Source organism: Mucilaginibacter pineti (assembly GCF_900101875.1).
Lineage (GTDB): Bacteria > Bacteroidota > Bacteroidia > Sphingobacteriales > Sphingobacteriaceae > Mucilaginibacter > Mucilaginibacter pineti.
This window is the reverse complement of record NZ_FNAI01000005.1, coordinates 97,816-116,818: the sequence shown is the minus strand read 5'-3', so window position 1 is coordinate 116,818 and position 19,003 is coordinate 97,816. Positions and strand designations below refer to the sequence as shown.

Annotated in this window: 15 protein-coding genes; 5 read left to right on the top strand and 10 right to left on the bottom strand. The window is 42.6% G+C overall.

The features are described 5' to 3' along the window. Window positions 1-27 precede the first annotated feature (27 nt). The 3 genes from BLS59_RS12840 to BLS59_RS12830 all read right to left on the bottom strand — a co-directional run bounded on the left by BLS59_RS12840 (window position 28) and on the right by BLS59_RS12830 (window position 1,798). The gene (locus BLS59_RS12840; protein WP_091149688.1) at window positions 28-777 is read right to left on the bottom strand and encodes a hypothetical protein; all 750 of its coding nucleotides are present in this window, start codon (window positions 775-777) and stop codon (window positions 28-30) included. Window positions 778-848: 71 nt separating this feature from the next. Next, window positions 849-1,295: a hypothetical protein gene (locus BLS59_RS12835; protein ID WP_143014123.1), complete on the bottom strand. Its 447-nt coding sequence runs from the start codon at window positions 1,293-1,295 to the stop codon at window positions 849-851. A 41-nt stretch (window positions 1,296-1,336) separates the two neighbouring features. After that, on the bottom strand, window positions 1,337-1,798 hold the full coding sequence (locus BLS59_RS12830; RefSeq protein WP_091149686.1) for a hypothetical protein: 462 nt from the start codon (window positions 1,796-1,798) through the stop codon (window positions 1,337-1,339). 203 nt (window positions 1,799-2,001) lie between these two features. Between BLS59_RS12830 and BLS59_RS12825 the strand changes: the two genes are divergently transcribed. Together BLS59_RS12825 and BLS59_RS12820 are read left to right on the top strand one after the other, a co-directional pair. Beyond that, entirely contained in the window at window positions 2,002-2,712 is a 711-nt protein-coding gene (locus BLS59_RS12825) for a hypothetical protein (RefSeq protein ID WP_091149685.1), read from the top strand. Window positions 2,713-2,788: 76 nt separating this feature from the next. After that, a complete protein-coding gene (locus BLS59_RS12820; protein ID WP_091149684.1) occupies window positions 2,789-4,102 on the top strand; it encodes a flavin monoamine oxidase family protein in 1,314 nt (437 codons plus the stop codon). Window positions 4,103-4,459: 357 nt separating this feature from the next. Here BLS59_RS12820 and BLS59_RS12815 read toward each other — a convergent pair whose 3' ends face one another. Next, on the bottom strand, window positions 4,460-5,695 hold the full coding sequence (locus tag BLS59_RS12815; protein ID WP_091149683.1) for a family 8 glycosyl hydrolase: 1,236 nt from the start codon (window positions 5,693-5,695) through the stop codon (window positions 4,460-4,462). Then, window positions 5,655-6,602, bottom strand: a complete 948-nt coding sequence (locus tag BLS59_RS12810; RefSeq protein ID WP_091149682.1) for a LysR family transcriptional regulator — start codon at window positions 6,600-6,602, stop codon at window positions 5,655-5,657. The genes BLS59_RS12815 and BLS59_RS12810 overlap by 41 nt, the downstream gene beginning before the upstream one ends. Before the next feature lie 90 nt (window positions 6,603-6,692). Between BLS59_RS12810 and BLS59_RS12805 the strand changes: the two genes are divergently transcribed. From BLS59_RS12805 to BLS59_RS12795, 3 genes are read left to right on the top strand one after another with little or no spacing between them, the layout of a single operon-like run. After that, window positions 6,693-8,096, top strand: coding sequence for a TolC family protein (locus tag BLS59_RS12805; RefSeq protein ID WP_091149681.1), 1,404 nt, complete (start codon window positions 6,693-6,695; stop codon window positions 8,094-8,096). Window positions 8,097-8,117: 21 nt separating this feature from the next. Beyond that, window positions 8,118-11,369 carry an efflux RND transporter permease subunit gene (locus BLS59_RS12800; protein WP_091149680.1) on the top strand — a complete coding sequence of 1,084 codons (3,252 nt, stop codon included), beginning with the start codon at window positions 8,118-8,120 and terminating at the stop codon, window positions 11,367-11,369. Continuing rightward, entirely contained in the window at window positions 11,356-12,483 is a 1,128-nt protein-coding gene (locus BLS59_RS12795; RefSeq protein WP_091149679.1) for an efflux RND transporter periplasmic adaptor subunit, read from the top strand. The genes BLS59_RS12800 and BLS59_RS12795 overlap by 14 nt, the downstream gene beginning before the upstream one ends. 431 nt (window positions 12,484-12,914) lie before the next feature. On the opposite strand, the gene BLS59_RS12790 is transcribed toward BLS59_RS12795, so the two are convergent. The 5 genes from BLS59_RS12790 to rpsA form a co-directional block, all read right to left on the bottom strand. Next, on the bottom strand, window positions 12,915-14,348 hold the full coding sequence (locus tag BLS59_RS12790) for a serine hydrolase domain-containing protein (RefSeq protein ID WP_091149678.1): 1,434 nt from the start codon (window positions 14,346-14,348) through the stop codon (window positions 12,915-12,917). 13 nt (window positions 14,349-14,361) lie between these two features. Continuing rightward, window positions 14,362-14,907: a hypothetical protein gene (locus BLS59_RS12785; protein ID WP_091149677.1), complete on the bottom strand. Its 546-nt coding sequence runs from the start codon at window positions 14,905-14,907 to the stop codon at window positions 14,362-14,364. 12 nt (window positions 14,908-14,919) lie between these two features. Next, window positions 14,920-15,846 carry an aspartate carbamoyltransferase catalytic subunit gene (locus BLS59_RS12780; RefSeq protein ID WP_090467170.1) on the bottom strand — a complete coding sequence of 309 codons (927 nt, stop codon included), beginning with the start codon at window positions 15,844-15,846 and terminating at the stop codon, window positions 14,920-14,922. Between the two features lie 147 nt (window positions 15,847-15,993). Then, the gene (gene pyrR / locus BLS59_RS12775; RefSeq protein ID WP_091149676.1) at window positions 15,994-16,542 is read right to left on the bottom strand and encodes a bifunctional pyr operon transcriptional regulator/uracil phosphoribosyltransferase PyrR; all 549 of its coding nucleotides are present in this window, start codon (window positions 16,540-16,542) and stop codon (window positions 15,994-15,996) included. 303 nt (window positions 16,543-16,845) lie between these two features. Beyond that, window positions 16,846-18,825 (bottom strand): 30S ribosomal protein S1, encoded by a 1,980-nt coding sequence (gene rpsA, locus BLS59_RS12770; protein WP_091149915.1) that lies wholly within the window; start codon window positions 18,823-18,825, stop codon window positions 16,846-16,848. Between the last annotated feature and the right edge of the window lie 178 nt (window positions 18,826-19,003).

Here is a 19,003-nt window from a genome sequence, read left to right as displayed (position 1 = left end):
ATTCACCCAATCAACCACACATCAATCTTAAATCACCTTCATCACCTGTAATACCAAAAAGCCTACGGCGGTGATCATGGTAATAAACATGGTAGCCATACCGGCTTTCATTTTTGCGCGGATGCCGGGCAGGCAAACCACTATTGTTAACGTTAAATAGAACGCGAATACGATAGCGCCTTTGATAATATCATCGTCGGAGATAGAATCTCCCAGGTGGCGGTCGAGCTTTATGGTGATATCATTCTTTAAAAAATAGCCTTGCTGCAATGCGTTATACATAACAGCCCAGGCCAGCATTATCCAGCCCAATTGCCTACGCAGGCCAAATCCTATTGCGCCAAAGGGTAACATGAGATAAGGTACAGCAATAAAAATAAAAGAGGGACGGTAGGAATGCGGATTGGCTATCATATGCAATATAACAGTGTCGCCTTGCATCAATGAAATTAAAAAAACTGCCAGCACCGTTAAAGCCACTGTATTGATAAGCCTAATTGCAGAAAGGAAATTTTGCTTTGCCGGTTTTTTACGAACAACCTTTGGTTGCGGGTTTGTTAGCTCATTGTTTTGCTGCTCAACCTTGCGTTTTAAGTAAAGATTGAAGCTTTCATTAACCAGCGTTAGTTGATCTGGTGATAAGATACGGCGCTGAAGTTCAAGGTATGCGGTTTCAACTGCAAGGGGTTGAAAGTTCCTTGAGTTATTTACAATTGCGATTAATTTGTCGTTGTCGAGTCGTTCGTATTGATACTCAAACGTGTTGGCCAGGTTCATAATAGCGTTCAGGGACACAAATATATAAATCTTTATATATCAGAACAATAGCTGCCCTTAACCCTTGAAAATTATTTTTTCAACTGCTTCAGTTCAATTTTTAGTTCCTGCAGTTGTTGTTGGGCTTGCCTGTTTTCGAGATAAAAGTAAATAGCGCAGCCTAAAAATATTTTTCCTAATACAAATACGGCGGCAAAAACCCATTTCCAGGTTTTGTGAATACGCATGTGGCTCGATTCGGATTCAACCTCAATAAATTGATTGCCGCTATCGTGGTTTCTATTTTCCTTATAGTTGTTTCTTTCTTTATATGGCTCGGGACTTTGGAAATTATGAGGGATAATGTCACCTATTTCCTGTTCAATTTTATCCCATATAGCGGGTGGTGGGGTAATAGCCATGTGCATGGCTATTTTTTCCATATCCAGTTCTAATTGTTGCAAAGCCTCGTTCACCTCGGGATACTTCGCTTTCATGTGCAGCAACTCCTTTACCTCATCTTCTGAGGCGGAACCCATTACGTAGGTTTCTAAAATCCCACTGTCTATGTAATCCCTAATCATTTACTGCTACTCCTGATAATTGTAAAACACTCCTTTAATATCTTCCTGATTGCCTCATCTGGCTTGTTAAGTTCGGTTGCAAGCCTGGCAATTGTTTTACCCTGCCAATGTACACCACAAAAAACAATTTGTTGTTCGCGGTTCATTTTCGCCGTGTATTTGTTGTTGGATTTTTCTTCGGAAACAGGTTCGGTGCTGCTCCCAAAAAAATCAATCAGTTTTTTACGGGCCATTAATTGTAACCTGCAAAAAGCATTTACCCCGGGTTTTGTAAACTCATCCAGTTCGTTTTGTACATCGTTAAACACAGCAATAAGATATTGCTCTGCAATGTCGCGGTTTTTTACTGCCTCAACTATGTAGCCTAATAGCATGGCTCCATAGTTGTTATATAGGGTTTGAACAGAAATTATTCTGCTTTGCCCTACAATTGCCGGAGTTTGTAACTGCGTATTCAAATCAGAAGAGGATGTAAATTGGCATAAAAGTATACAATCAAATATATTGATTTTTTTAATTAATTTCAGTTAAAAAATTATCGTTTTATTAAAAAAAGACAATTTAAAATAGCTGCTTATTTCTTCTTATACGTTGATTTGTTAAATTTGGTTAAATAAGGAAGTTAAAAATAGACTCCCACATTTTATATTTATTTTTACTGATGCTTAAACTTGTTTTTTCCCTGCTGCTAAGCTGCACTATTGTGACAATTGCTTGTGCCCAAACCACACAATCTGGTACTGTTTATGAAAACAAAACCCGTGTTGCATTACAAAATATTATGGTTGAAAACCCCGCCAACCATAAGCAAGTGCTTACTGATAACAAAGGTAAATTTAGTATTGAGTCAAAAGCTGGCGAAGTACTGATTTTTACCAATGCACTTTACAAGCCCGATACCCTGCTGCTAACCGACAATAGGGCGCTGGAAGTTTTCTTAATGCCAGTGCAAAATATGCTTGGCGAAGTAAAGGTTGTTTCAACAGCCGATGTACATAAAGGATCGTTCCTTGCGCCGGAGTATCATAACCAAACTGTTGCTTATCACCGCGATGCAAATGGCAATTTAGACGGGGGCTTATCACTAAGACTCAAATATTTCAAAAAAGACGAAAAGAGAAAGGCGAAGCAGGCGGCATTTCTGAAAAACCAGGATCAGTTGGATGAGATAGCTACAGTATTTAATCCCACCAATATTGCTAAGTACCTGCCGCTTAAAGGTAAGGACATGGATGATTTTTTGATCTTATATACCCCTTCTCCTAAAGTTTATTATGATAACGGATTTAACCTGGAAGCTTATCTTAATGAAAAGCACAAGGAGTTTAAAACAATACCTGCCGATAAACGGAACACCAAGCTAAAAGAGTAAGAATTTACCCTGTATCGACGGCTTTTTAAATCATTTTATTCCGGATAGTTAAATCAATCCCGAACTTAGCAGGGTAATGATGGATAACACGGATATAATAGTAATAGGTGCCGGCGCCGCCGGATTAATAGCCGCCCGAACATTGGCGAAAGCCGGCAAAAAGGTTATTTTATTAGAAGCACATAACCGGATTGGCGGTCGTATCCATACGCTTGAATATGGATACGACCGGCAGCCGGCCGAAATGGGGGCGGAGTTTATTCATGGCGACTTGCCGCTTACAAAAAGCTTATTAGATAAGGCAGGTATTCCTTATCATTCGGCAAGTGCCGAAATGTGGAAATATACCGATGGCAAATTTACAACCAACGAATTTTTTGTTGAAAATTGGGATGAATTGCTGGATAAACTAAAAGCGCTTGAGCAGGATATCACCATTAATGATTTTCTGCAGCAGTACTTTGCCGATGATAAATACCACAACATGCGGCAATCTGTACGCAGCTTCGTTTCCGGCTATGACAATGCCGATCCGGCCCGGGCAAGCGCGTTTGCCTTACGCAAAGAGTGGTTATCTGAGGATGAAGGAGCCCAATACCGAATTGAAGGCGGCTATATTAAATTGATGAATTACCTGGCTGATGAATTTAAAGCCGCAGGCGGAATTGTTTGCTTAAATGCTGTGGTGCAACATATTGAGTGGGATAAACAGCAAGTAAAAATAAGTACAACCGCCGGTATAAACTACGATGCCAAACAACTATTGATAGCCCTACCGCTGGGTATTCTTCAAATAGATAAAAACGAAGATGGTGCCATCCATTTCAAACCGCAACTAACAGGACATACAGCAGCCATAAATGCTTTGGGCTTTGGCGCGGTAATAAAAATACTGTTTGAATTTGACCAGCCATTTTGGGAAAATGTAGAAGCCGACCAGTTGGGAGGAAAAAGCATTCAAAATATGGGATACCTGTTTTCAGAAGAAGAAATCCCAACCTGGTGGACACAGGTACCGCAACGCATCAATCTGCTTACCGGCTGGTTGGGCGGCCCCGATGCTGCCGAAAAAGTTAGTATGGCCAATGAGGATATTATGGAGCAGGGCCTGCAATCATTAAGTAATATCTTCAGTATCCATCTGCAGGAATTAAGAAAAAAACTACTCAGCTGGCAGGTGGTGAACTGGACAGCTGATTCCTTTACCCGGGGCTCATACGCCTACGATACCGTTGCTGCGCCACAGGCTAAGCAAACATTAAACAAACCGGTAGCCAATACCATTTACTTTGCCGGCGAATACCTTTACGAAGGTACAGCTATGGGTACTGTTGAAGCCGCCTTAACCAGCGGATTACAAGCGGCGCAAAAGATATTGGATGATGATTAGTATTGATAATATTAGCGAGGGTATGGTGTGATTCCCCTCTTGAAAGTAATAGCCCATGAAACGACAGATGGGTAACCCCTACGGGGCATAATCGACTAGATGTTTTTTTTCTACAAACAGGTAATCCCTACGGGACATGAAAGATTTGCAATATTGATAGAAAGTGATAGTTTTTCATGTCCCGTAGGGATTACCTGTTTGTAGCCTAATAAAAAAAGTGTATTTGTCCCCAGCGGGGACTACCCATGTTCTTTAATATTCAGAAAGTCTATTGATGGGCTATTACTCTCTCAAGAGGGGAACTAAGAGAATTTAGAAGTTACGTCATTGCAATGATGTAGGGGTAGGTAATAGTCGCTACGCCCTCCAATAGTTTCCCGATACCTGGATCATATTCAGCATTTTGATGCTGTTGTCATAGTAGTCGTAATCTTTGAGTTTAAAACCAACAAGGTAATCCCATAATTTATTGAGCCATTGCTGGTTGTTTTTATCAATAGTTGCGGCAACTGTAAAAGGGCCTATGAAACTTAATGCTTCAAAATACCGGCCCTTGATATCATTGCCAGCCAATGTATAACCAGCCGAAATATTATCGGGGTTACCATTGGTGGTTTGACGGATCCAACGATTTATTTTAGTGGAGAAAGTTTTTGCCCTTACATCACCATAAAGTAAATAATCTGTAGCTATGCGCCAGGGCGCCCGGCAGGCATTATAATTGTAATACCCATCATAGGCGGATTCCAAATAATTAGGTTTTGCCGGATGCGGATTTTTATGCGTATTGCTTATAAAATCGGGAATTAAACCCGCCTCTGGACTGTATTTACTTTGCATCAATGCGAAGAGTTTATAGCTGCTATCGGTTACTTTTTGCCAGTCGCCATTAGGTATTGCGTTTGCGAAGGCCTTAAAATTGGCGGGCATGAAATCAGATGAGCGGGTATCATAATAATCGGGACTGTCGTTTTCTATCGCATCGCTCAGTAAAATGCTATAGGTTTTGGGGTTTACTTCATGCTGCATAATAGCGGCCAGTTTGCTTGTGGCTTCCTGCAGATAATTGATACCGCCCTTGTTGCCCCATTGTTTGGCAGCCATCAGCAGCGCGCAGGCTATATCCAGGTCGCCATCAGTAGCGGTGCTTCGGTCAAGGTCTTTACAGTTTTTTACCTGTGCCCAGGCCATCAAATAAGGCGATGTTTTTGCCGGATGGGCTTTGCTATAATTGTACAGGCCATCAAAGGTGGTTTTTGCAGCTTTATCATATCCGGCCATTAATACAGTAATAAGCATACCATAGCCTTGCCCTTCAGATACACATTCCTTGCCTTTTCTTTCAAACCACACGTAATACTGGTCCTTAATACAGCCTGGTTTAATGTAACGCGTTTTCCATTGATCGTAAAAGGTACTTACTTGCACATCAAGCTTCTGCTGCGTTAAATGGTTTGGCCTGATGCTGCCCGCTGTGTATTTGCTATGCTGCGGAAACGGCATAATCTGTGCCTCAACCTGTACATTTACAATAAGGAATAGCGTAAGCAGGCTATACCACTTGCAGCTGCCTTGCTTCTTCAAAGTTTTCACTTTCTAAACACATTTGATTTTCTGCGAAATACATTTTCAGGCACGACAAAAAGTTTTGTATGGTGGGGGTATCCTTACAGGTTGCCGCATACCATGTTCTTTTAGCAACACTGTGGTGCAGGGGCTTGGCCACGATGTTACGGTTTGCAAGGTAAGGCCTTACAATCCAGTCGGCCATTACGCTGATACCCAGGCCTGCATTCACCATTTCAATAGTTGCATCTGTGTAATGTATACGGTTAAGCGTTTTGGGGCGCACCTGCTGTTCCTGTATCAGTGTTTCAATAAGCGGGGTATCCTGGTAAGTTGGGTCGTACAAGGCCATTATTAGTTCCTGGTCCTGAAAATCAGCTATTTGTATTACCTTCTTTTTTGTAAGCGGATGATCTGCAGGGAGTATTACATTCAGCCTGTCGTCAAAAATGGGCTCATAATTTATCTTGGTGTTAATCATTTGTGTACGTACTATCCCAAGGTCAATATCGCCGCGCATAAGGTACTCAAGCGGGCGTTGTGTAGCATCAGATACAATGTTGATATTGATATCAGGCCATTGGCTTTTAAAGTATTTTATTACACCCGGCAGCCAGTGGTAAGCCGTATAACACTGCATACTAATGTTAAGCTTTCCGGTTTTTCCGTTCTTATAATTCTGGATATCCTCCTCCATAGTGCGTATTTCAGATAAAATTTTCTCCGAACTACGCAAAAACCGATACCCAATCTCAGATAAATGCAATTTTTTACCTTGGCGATGAAAAACCTCTATATCAAGCTCCTTCTCCAGTTCCTTTAACTGGTGACTAAGTGCAGATTGCGTAAGATGCAGAGCCTCAGCTGCTTTGGTTAAAGTTCCCTCTTTAGAAATGGTATCTATAAGGCGAAAATGGTGCAGTGCTATATTCATTATTAGTTTTGCTAATGATTATGACAAATTTAATTCATTTTTTTCATATAGCTTATAAAAATACTTTTGCCGTGTATAAAATACACCGCTATGTTAAGCATACCTTCAAAACATCTTCTACTGTTTTTTTCAGGTGTCTTTTTTGTAATTCAGGCTCGCAGTCAACAAAAGGTATTAAATATTAAGGACGCCGAGGATTTGGCACTTACTAATTACGGTACTATAAAGTCGAAAGCTAACCAGCTAAACGCGTCAAAGGCTTATTTAAAAGAAACCAAAACCGAGTATTTACCCGATGTAAATATCTCCGCCCAACAAGATTACGGAACCGTTAACGGCCAAACAGGGCCGTCATATGGTTATCGTGGATTGTCAGTATCCTCTTCAGGCCCTACACTTGCCCGCCAGAACTGGAATGCAGCTTTTGGCTCATTGTACCTGAGCAACGTAAGCTGGGACTTTTTTAGCTTCGGCAAATCGGCCGAAAGAATTAAGGTTCAAAAATCTGTTGTATCCCGTGACGAAACAGATCTGAGGCAAGAGCAGTTTCAGCACGAAATAAGGGTGGCCAGCACCTATCTTAATTTACTTGCCGCCCAGCAATTGGCAAAAGCCCAGCAAGATAACCTCAACAGGGCAATCGACCTGCAAAAGGTGGTGATTGCTCGTGTAAAGGGAGGACTTAATCCCGGCGTCGATTCGTCATTGGCTAATGCCGAGGTATCAAACGCACGGATAGCTTTAACTAATACGCAGCAAACCGAGCAGGAACAAAGCAACCAGCTATCTATTTACCTGGGTGTCGAATCGCAGGAGTTTCAATTGGATAGTGCATTTATCACCAAAACGCCAACTAATTTGATGGCGCAAAGCGCAATTGCCATTACAGATCACCCATCGCTGCGCTTTTACCAGAACAGGATAGGAGTGAGCGAGGAGCAGGCCAAGTACCTCAAAACATTTGCCTACCCAACCTTCAGCATGTTTGGCGTTTATCAGGGTAGGGGAACGGGCTTTAATTCTGATTATGCTGCCGACCAAACCAGCTATAGCAGCAGTTACGGAGCAGGAGCCAACCCAACCCGGTACAATTACCTGTTTGGCGTGGGTATGGTTTGGAATTTTACCAGCGTGTTCAGAACCCATTACCAGGTACAATCGCAAAAATTTACATCGGCACAGTATAAGAATGATTATGACCTTGTTGAGCAGCAGTTAAAGGCCCAGCAAACACTGGCCGAAACCCGTATAGGCAACGCGCTTAAAAACTACCGGGAAGTACCGGTTGAGGTTAAGGCAGCCGGGGATGCTTACAAGCAAAAATATGAACTTTACAAAAACGGGTTATCAAACATTGTAGACTTTACGCAGGCCCTTTACACGCTCAACCGTGCCGAGGTTGACAAATACATCGCCTCAAATAACGTGTGGCAAGCCCTGCTGTACAAGGCTGCTGCCACTGGCGATTTTGGCATCTTTATCAACAATTTTTAATAATAGCAATACACATATATAATGGGAATGATAAAAGGGGCGCTTCAAAAACCAATTACCATATTGGTTATGGTAGCCGGGTTGTTTTTTTTCGGGATAAATGCGGTACGTACCATTAAGATAGATATTTTTCCTGATCTTAACTTACCAGTTATCTACGTATCACACCCGTACGGAGGCTTTACCCCAAACCAAATGGAGGCTTACTTTGGTAAGCAATATGTTAACCTTTTGCTGTTTGTTTCGGGCGTTAAAAGCATCGAAACAAAAAACATACAGGGGTTAACACTTATAAAAGTTACTTTTTACGAAGGGACCAACATGGCCCAGGCCGCGGCGGAGGTCACGAGTTACACCAACCGGGCCCAGGCGGGTTTCCCGCAAGGGTCGCAGCCGCCGTTTATTATGAGGTTTGATGCCTCAACGCTGCCGGTTGGTCAGCTGGTTTTAAGCAGCGCCACCCGTTCAAATAACGAATTGCTTGATTATGCTTTGGTATATGTGCGTTCGTCATTTACATCTATCCCCGGTTTGGTTGCGCCGGCACCCTTTGGTGGTAACCAGCGTACCATCTTGTTAAAGATAGATCCGAACGCACTGCGTGCCCACAACTTAACGCCCGACCAGATAGTGGCCGCCCTGCGCGAGAACAACCAAAACACCCCCGCAGGTAACGTACGCATTGGTGATTACAATTACCTTGCACCATCAAATACCACTATAAAAAACGTTAAGGATTTTGGCGATATCCCCCTGTATAAAAATGGTGTACAAACCGTTTTTATGCGCGATGTAGCAACCATTGAAGACGGCGCCGATATTACCAACGGTTATGCTCTTATCAATGGTAAACGTTCGGTTTACCTGCCTATTACCAAATCGGCAACGGCATCAACCTGGGAAGTGGTTCAAAACCTTAAAAAGGCTTTACCCCGGTTCCAGGCTTTGGTACCGCCTGATGTTAAGTTGTCCTTCGTGTTCGACCAATCGGTATATGTAATTAATGCCGTTAAAAGTTTGGCCGAGGAAGGCGCTATTGGTGCAGTACTTACCGGTTTAATGGTATTGTTGTTCCTGGGTGATAAACGAGGGGCGTTGATAGTAATATTAACTATCCCCACCTGTATTATCTCGGCAATATTCTTCCTGTCGCTGTTCCATCAAACCATCAATATTATGACGCTGAGCGGGCTTTCGCTGGCTATTGGTATCCTGGTAGATGAATCTACGGTAACTATTGAAAATATTCACCAGCACTTTGATATGGGCAAACCCAAGGCTTTAGCTATATGGGATTCCTGTAAAGAAATCGCCTTCCCTAAATTGCTTATCCTGTTTTGTATTTTGGCGGTGTTTGCACCAGCCTTTACCATGACAGGTATCCCGGGTGCATTATTCCTTCCGCTGGCATTAGCCATTGGTTTCTCCATGATCATCTCCTACCTGCTGGCCCAAACGTTTGTGCCAATTATGGCCAACTGGGTTATGGTTAACAAACATGAAGACCATAGCCACCCGGATGGTTTTGCTTTGGAAGATGAAGGCGAACCGTGGGAACAAAAAGAAAAGGCCATGAAAAAAGCCTTGCATCACCAGGGTAAAAAAGCAACCCGTTTTGATAAGTTCAGGGAAAGCTTTATGCGCCTAATGGATCGTATGATTCCAAAACGTAAACTGGTGGTATCGGTTTATATAATTGTTGCTTTCGGGCTTGCATTTATACTGTTCAATATTATTGGGCGGGATGTATTACCTAAAGTAAACTCAGGTACTTTCCAGGTACGTTTACGCGCTGCTGATGGTACCCGTTTGGAACGTACGGAAGCAATTGCTGTTAAGGCCGAGCATATTTTGAAAAACATAGTTGGTGCAAATCATATTGCCATTACTTCAACTTTTGTTGGTTCGCACCCGTCATCGTTTTCAACAAACCCAATTTACTTGTTCATGGCTGGTCCGCAGGAGGCTGTTTTACAGGTAAGTTTAACAGAAGACTATAAGGTAAATCTTGATGAACTGAAAGAAAAGCTTAGGCACGATGTTGCCAAGCAACTGCCTGGTATCAGGCTGTCGTTTGAGCCAATTGAGCTTACTGACAAAATTTTAAGCCAGGGGTCGCCAACGCCTATCGAAATAGCGTTATCCGGCAAAAACAAAAAGCAAAACCAGGAATATGCCTTTAAGGTAATGGATAAGCTTAACAAGATCAACTACCTGCGCGATGTGCAGATAGGCCAATCGTTCAATTACCCAACCATCGATATTAATATCGACAGGCAGCGGGCCGCGCAGCTGGGTGTAGGTTTAAATGATATCTCCCGCTCGTTGGTTGCATCAACATCATCGTCGAGGTTTACCGAAAAAAATAACTGGATTGATGAAAAGGCAGGTTTGAGTTATCTTGTACAGGTACAGGTACCCGAATACCAGATGGCCAGCTTAAATGATGTACGCGAAATTCCGGTGCTTGCCAATCAATCGCGCCCGGTGTTGGGTGATGTTGCCGATATTAAAACGGGCACCACCAATGGCGAAAATGATAATATAGGTGCAATACCCACATTATCTGTTACGGCCAACCTTAATAATAAAGATTTGGGTACGGCTACCGACGATGTGCAAAAGGCCATAAATTCGTTAGGCGAGCTGCCGCGCGGTTTAAAGGTTGAGCTGCGGGGTATGAGCCAAACCTTAACAGATACGCTGGATAGTCTGCAATCGGGTTTGATAGTTGCCATTTTGGTTATCTTTTTAATGCTGGCAGCCAACTTCCAGTCGTTCAAAATGTCGTTAGTGGTATTATCAACCGTACCGGCGGTGTTATTCGGGTCGTTGTTTTTGGTTAAAATAACAGGGGCTACGCTTAACCTGCAATCATACATGGGTATGATTATGTCTGTAGGCGTATCCATATCAAACGCGGTACTGCTTATTACCAACGCCGAGGAATTGCGCAAGCATAACGGCGATGCGGTAAAATCTGCACGTGAGGCAGTTGCGTTAAGACTTCGCCCTATATTAATGACCAGTTTGGCCATGATTGTGGGTATGATTCCGATGGCATCCGGCTTAGGTGAGGGTGGTGACCAAACATCCCCGCTTGGCCGTGCCGTTATTGGTGGGCTTATAGCATCAACGTTTGCCGCGCTGTTAATATTACCATTGGTGTTTGCCTGGGTACAAGGCAATACCACTACACAATCCGTATCGTTAGACCCAGAAGATAAAGAAAGTAAATTTTATGTCCCTTTGCATCACCATGAAAAGCATTAAAAATAGATCAACCCTAATCCTTGCCGTACTGGCAATAGCAATGAGCTCGTTGAGTGCATGCCACTCAGACGAGAAAGAAAAACAGGAACAACAACAGCAGGAGCAACAGGAAGAGGCGGTAGAAACACCTCCGGTTGATCTTGTGCCCGTTGAAAAAGGTAAGCTGAGCAGTAACATAGCTATTCCCGGCGAACTGATCCCTTATCAGCAGGTTGACCTATATGCAAAGGTTAACAGCTACGTAAAGAAACTATTAGTTGATATCGGATCTGAAGTACATGCAGGCCAATTACTGGTGGTGCTGGAAGCGCCCGAGATTAACTCGCAGCTTGCCGGTGCCCAATCCCGCATTAAACAATATGAGGCCATTTACTTTGCCAGTAAAGCCACTTATGACAGGTTGCTGAATACCAGCAAAACGCCTGGTACCATATCGCTTAACGACCTTGACCAGGCCGAGGCTAAAAAGAATGCCGATCTTGCCAATGTTGAATCGGCAAAATCAAGCCTGAAAGAGGTATCGTCAAACCTGGCTTACCTGGAAATAAGGGCGCCGTTTGATGGGGTGATAACCAACCGTAATGTAAATCTTGGTGCCTATGTTGGTCCGGGTGGTAAGGGCAGCGATCCGCTGTTTACCTTGCAGGATCAGAAAAGGCTGCGCCTTGTGGTATCGGTACCAGAAAACTTTACCGGTGCTTTGAGCACTAAAAGCGAGGTTGACTTTACGGTGAAAGCATTGCCAAATCAAAAATTTAAAGCTAAAGTACAACGTTTAGCAGGTGCACTTGATGAAAAGTTACGGTCTGAACGTTTGGAGATGGACGTTTATAATAAAGATAAAAAATTGCTGCCGCACATGTACGCCGATGTTAACGTACCGCTGCCTGCCGGCGATAGCACTTTCATTGTACCTAAAACTGCGGTGGTAACATCAACCGAAAAGGTGTTTGTTATACGGGTAGTAAACCATAAAGCAGAATGGGTTGGCGTTAAGAAAGGCTTCTCATCTGACGATCAGATTGAAATATACGGCGACCTGAAAGCCGATGACAAAATAGTAAAAGTTGCTACCGACGAGATCAGAAACGGATCGGCAGTTAAAGACAAATAAGATTTTTTGAGTGACTGATAAACTTTTGTTTTTTGTTGTATCCCGTTTTGCTTAGGCAAAGCGGGATTTTTTTGTGGGATGTATTGATGGAGAAACACACCCCTCCACCCCTCTCGAGAGAGTAATAGCCCATGAGTAGACAGAGATATCATAAATAAGTTTGATAGGCTACCTGCCCGCCCCTTCGGGGCTACGTGTTTATAGTTTAATATAATATAGGCTTGGCTCCGTAGGTGCCTCCTTATTTAACAGGAAGCTCCTATGGAGCTATTGATACCCATAAAATACCTATAAACACGATACTCCTACGGAGTTAGAAAATCTGCTTACGTTTTTATGTCTATTGATGGGCTATTACTCTCGAGAGGGGGATGCGGTGGACGGTGTAATGGCGGGGGGGGCTGCGACAAGAAACACATCCCGCCAGCGCCTTACTGTAGTTTTTTCAAGATCCCGGTGCCAATACCATCTACACTTTCGCCGCAGTTGGATAGTACTATCACGATGAGGTTTTTCTGTTTATTAAATGCAAGGAAGGTGCTGCTGCCAAACGTGCCGCCATTGTGAAAAATGTAATCAACACCATCTACGGTAATAATGTGCCAGGCCAGGCCCAGTTTGATGCCTTTTGTAAAGGTTATTTGGTGGGTTAGCTCCAGCGCTTTGCCGAGTTTGTTATTAGCCGGGTTCATATTTGCCTTGGCGTATAACATTAGATCGTTAACAGACGAATGAAGTGAGCCACAAGGGGCAAGGGCGTCGAAATCCCAGGGTGGGGTAATATTACCGTCGGCGTTGTAAACGGTGGCAAGACGGGCCTGTAATGAGGGTAATAAATGCTGTGTTGTGCTTTTCATACCTAAAGGATTGCAAACAACGTCAGCAACCAGTTGGTCGTAAGTTTTACCGCTTATTTGCATGAGTATGGTACCCAATAAGCCAACTGCAAGGTTTGAGTAAGCATACTGCTCGCCCGGTTTGCTGTTGAGTTTGCAGGTTTTCAGGTAGCCGAAAAGTAATGCCTTATCATAGGTTTTATAAGGGTTAAGCTCGTCGCCGGGTTTAATGTTCATATTATCGGGCATACGCGAAAGGCCCGATGTGTGGTTACTTAACATTACCAGCGTAATATCATTCAAGGCGGCGTTAGTCTTAACAGAATCGGGAAGGTATTTGGTTATTGGGTCGGTGAGTTTCACTTTGTCCTCGTTCACATAATAAGCCAGTATTGCCGATGTAAATGTTTTACTGATAGAGCCTATCTCGAAAAGCGTATTGGCATTGGGTAGTTTGCCATTGCTTTTGGTGGTTTCGCCGTAATTATAGGTGCTTATCTGCCCATCTTTAAATACGCCTATGCTAAGGCCGGTAGTATTGGCTTTTTGAATATAGGGGCGGGCAACCGAATCAATCTTTTTATCGGCAAGTGTTATGCGTTTATTTGTTGACGCCGCCTGGGTAAGCTTATCTGCTGTTACTTCTTTGTAAGGCTGAAATAAAAACATTTCTATCTTGTCATCATGGTCCAAACTTAACAGCATTTGCAAAGTAACACTTTCAAATATTAGTTTGTAGGTAGCTACATTGTTGTTTACAAAACTAACAAACGATGAACCCTTGATCTCCTTTAAGGGAAACAACTGCTGCTCGGCAACGGCCCTGAAACCATCTTTAGATAGGCTGTTCTTAAAATTTTTGCCGCCCATTTCATAAAGCGAATCGGCCTGCCGGTTGTTAAAATACCTTTTAACCAGTACAAACGTCGAATCTGTTTTTCGCTGTTGCAGGCTTTGCGCATCTGCCTCTGATGAAAAAAGTATGGCGATAAGTATAAGTGCTGCAAAAACAGGATAGTTGAATTTCATCGTTATGTTTTAATTATTGATCAAGGAATAATTCCTGCAAATACTTGTCGTTTAAAGGGTCGGTTAGCTTCATGAACCTACGCTGATTGTATGGCCATAAAATACGGTGAATGGTAGCGCCTGTTATAGCTCCGGCCAAATATGCATAACCAATAAAACTGAACATATTGCCAGGACTATCGGCAAGGCCTTTAAATATACCAGGAAAAGTTACATATGCCAATAAACTGATCGCTAATGACAGCCCCGCGCCAAGAACAATCCCACCATCAGAAATGCAATATTTCCAGATACCCTTTTTACGAGTTTCCTCCCATTTTTTAACAAACTCAATATTACGGATGTCTTGTTGAGTAAGCCCTTTATTCTTTAATTTATATTGTTTGACTGACCAGCTTCCTCTTCTCTCTGAAAATGCAGCAATAGCAAGGAGGGTGCCAATAAAATGGCATACTTCTAAACTGACAGAAAAAAACACATTTAATAGAAATGTAACTATGCAAAGGCTTACAAGTATTGAAAGGAGGTTGTCTTTTGTAAGCTTGAGCATTTTTTCCATCGTTGCTATTTATTATGGGGTTTGCCCGGCCAGCAGATATAACACGGCCATACGTACGGCCACGCCATTTTCTACCTGGTCCAGAATAATGGATTGCTTGCTGTCGGCTACATCACTGGTGATCTCTACACCTCGGTTAATAGGGCCGGGATGCATTACTGTGATCTCTTTATCCAACGAATCAAGGATGGTTTTATTGAGCCCGAAAAGCATGGTATACTCTCGCAAGGAAGGAAAATATTTAATATCCTGACGTTCCAACTGGATGCGCAGCATGTTGGCCACATCGCACCAGTTAAGGGCTTTTATCAGGTTATGCTCTACCTTTACACCCAATGAGCCAATGTACTTTGGTATCAGTGTGGTGGGGCCGCAAACCATTACTTCGGCACCAAGCTGTTTAAGGCAAAGGATATTTGAAAGCGCCACGCGAGAGTGCAAAATATCGCCTACTATCACCACTTTTTTACCGGCCACATCGCCATACTTTTCGCGGATGGAAAAGGCATCTAACAAAGCCTGGGTAGGGTGTTCATGCGCGCCGTCGCCGGCGTTAACTATTTGTGCCTTTACATGCTTGGACAGAAAGATGCCCGCACCAGCATAGGGGTGGCGCATCACCACCATATCTACCTTCATGGCCAGTATGTTGTTTACGGTATCAATTAGGGTTTCGCCCTTGCTTACTGATGATGAAGAAGCCGCAAAGTTCACCACGTCTGCAGAAAGGCGCTTCTCTGCCAGTTCAAACGACAGGCGTGTACGGGTAGAGTTTTCGAAAAATATATTGGCAATAGTTACATCGCGCAATGAGGGCACTTTTTTTATCGGCCGGTTTAAAACAGATTTAAAAGTATCTGCCGTTTCAAATATCAGTTCAATATCTGCCCGGTTTAAATCTTTAATGCCTAATAAATGCCTTGTGCTTAGTCCTGCCATTTCTTTTTGATTTCGGATCTTTTTTAACTATGTCATTGCGAGGTACGAAGCAATCTCATCATGCTGTTCGTTAAGTTAACTCGCCGTTTATCCTTATGAGATTGCTTCGTACCTCGCAATGACATGTTGGATTATTTACTTATTTTTTTACTCTGCCGCTTCCGATACCAGAACGATCTTGTCCTCGCCATCGGTATCTTTCCAGCTTACTACTACTTTTTGTGAGGCGATGGAATCTACTTCGATGCCTACGTAATCTGCAGAAACGGGGATATGTCTTGAATATCTTCTGTCTACCAAAGCCAATAATTCTACCTTTTCCGGGCGACCGAAAGCTTGCATGGCATCCATAGCGGCGCGTATGGTGCGGCCTGTCCATAGTACATCGTCCATCATGATCACTTTTTTGCCTTCGATGATAAAATCTATCTTGGTTTGATTGGGTACAAGTGGCGATTCGCGGCGGCGGAAATCGTCGCGGTAAAAGGTGATATCCAAATCGCCTTGTTGTATGGTTTTGCCGGGTAATATTTTGCGGAGTTCTTCGGCCACGCGCTTGGCTAAATAAATGCCGCGGGGTTGTATGCCTATTAATACCGAATCAGAAAAATCATTATGATTTTCAATCAACTGGCGACATAAGCGTTGTATAGTGATCTGAAATTTTTGACCGTCGAGCAGTGTTAGATTTTGCATCGTATGGGTGGATTTGGGCAAAAATAGTAAAATAATTTCAAAGGTGGATTAAATGCTTTGAAACCGTAGCATGTGATTTAAGTTCCCCTCTTGAGAGGGGGCGCATGAGCATAGTGCGAGGGGAGGGGTGTGTTTCTGCGTTTGGCATTACCAATAAACACACCCCCTCTGCCCTCTAAAGAGGTGAATCGCACTATCCAGCGCTTTCTATCTCTTAATATTTGTGGAATGTGCAAAGTAATAGATATAAAAAAAGCCCCTCCGATTGATCGGAGGGGCTTTAAAGATTTATGAATCTAAAGCTTATGCTTCTTCTTCAGGCTCAACGGCTTTAGCAGCAGGGGCTGGCGCAGCTTTGCGGGCTTTGTTTTCAGCACCTTCCATTTGCTCTTTTAACTGAGCAAGTACGCTAAGGTCACCTAAAGTTGATTTCTCAACAGATTCTTTCACTTTCTTAACCGCGTTGCTTGCAGATTTTGCTTCTTTTTTGCGGTTTTCGAACTCTTGTACACGAGCATCAGCACGAGCTTCTTCCCATATACGTGAGTGTGAAATAACTATACGTTTGTTTTCTTTGTTAAATTCAATGATCTTGAATTCAGCAGTTTCTTCGGCTTTAACGCTTTTGCCATCTTCTTTTACCAGGTGTTTGGTTGGCGCGAAGCCTTCAACACCGTAAGGTAAAGCTACAATAGCACCTTTGTCAGTTACTTTGATAACGGTACCTTCATGTATTGAGTCAATAGTGAAGATGGTTTCAAAAGTATCCCAAGGGTTTTCTTCAAGCTGTTTGTGGCCTAAGCTTAATTTACGGTTATCGATATCAAGCTCAAGAACTACTACGTCTAATTTTTCGCCAACCTTAGTAAATTCGTTAGGGTGGTTTACTTTTTTAGACCATGATAGATCGCTGATGTGGATCAATCCGTCAATTCCATCTTCCAGTTCAACAAACACACCAAAGTTGGTCATGTTTTTAACTGTAGCGATGTGCTGAGTTCCGATAGCGTATTTCTCGCCAGCGTTTTGCCAAGGATCTGGGGTTAATTGTTTAACACCTAAGCTCATTTTGCGCTCGTCGCGGTCAAGTGTTAACACTTGTGCTTCGATCTCATCACTAACTTTAAGGAATTCTTGTGGGTTACGTAGGTTTTGTGACCATGACATTTCTGACACGTGAATCAAACCTTCAACACCCGGGATGATTTCAAGGAAAGCACCGTAATCGGCAACAGTAACTATACGTCCTTTAACTTTCGATCCTACAACGATGTTCTCGTCAAGTGACTGCCAAGGGTGTGGAGTTAATTGTTTTAAGCCTAAAGCGATACGTTTTTTCTCGTCATCAAAATCAAGCACAACAACGTTGATCTTTTGATCCAATGCCAAAATTTCACGTGGGTGCTCAATACGACCCCAAGAGATATCAGTAATGTGTAGTAAACCGTCAACACCACCCAAATCGATGAATACACCGAAATCTGTAATGTTTTTAACAGTTCCTTCCAATACCTGACCTTTTTCAAGACGGGCAACAATTTCTGTTTTTTGGTTTTCCAAATCGTCTTCGATAAGCACTTTGTGCGATACCACAACGTTTTTAAACTCGTGGTTAATCTTAACAACTTTGAATTCCATTGTTTTACCAACGTACACATCGTAATCCCTGATAGGTTTAATATCGATCTGTGAACCTGGTAAGAAGGCTTCAACGCCCATGATATCTACAATTAAACCACCTTTAGTTCTGCTCTTCACAAAACCAGTGATGATCTCATCATTATCCAGTGCTGAATTAATGCGCTCCCATGATTTTTGAGTTTTTGCACGTTTGCGTGAAAGTACTAACTGACCGTTAGCATCTTCCTGCGACTCTACAAATACGTCAACTGTGTCACCGATCTTCAGATCAGGTGTATCACGGAATTCTGATACTGAAACTAAGCCGTCTGATTTAAATCCTACGTTTAGTACTACATCTTTGTTGTTAACATTAACAACAGTACCTGTGATGATTTCGCCTTTGGTGATAGAGCTAAAAGTTCCATCATACATTTTCTCGAATTTCTCACGGTCGCTATCGCTGTAGTTACCAAATTTTTTGTCATCTGCATCCCAGTCAAAATCTGCACTCGGTGTAGCTGCAATTTTAGATTTGATCTCTTCGATAGAGATTGAATCAGCTTCTGATTCAATAGTTTCTTTTTCGCCAGATGCGGTAACTGTACCCAGTTCAGCTTCTTTCGCTTTTAATTCTTTTTCTGCTTCTTGTTTTTTTGCCATTAAATAATTTATCTCCTTTTCCCAATTTGTTAATTGGGACTGCAAAGGTACAGACATAATTTTATTTAAAAAAGAATTATTTAATGTTAATTGCTGATAATTAGGTAGTTTTTGCTTGTTTCAAGCAATTTTGAGAATAAGAAACAGGATTAAAGTGTGCTTTTAGCTTGAGGGTGCT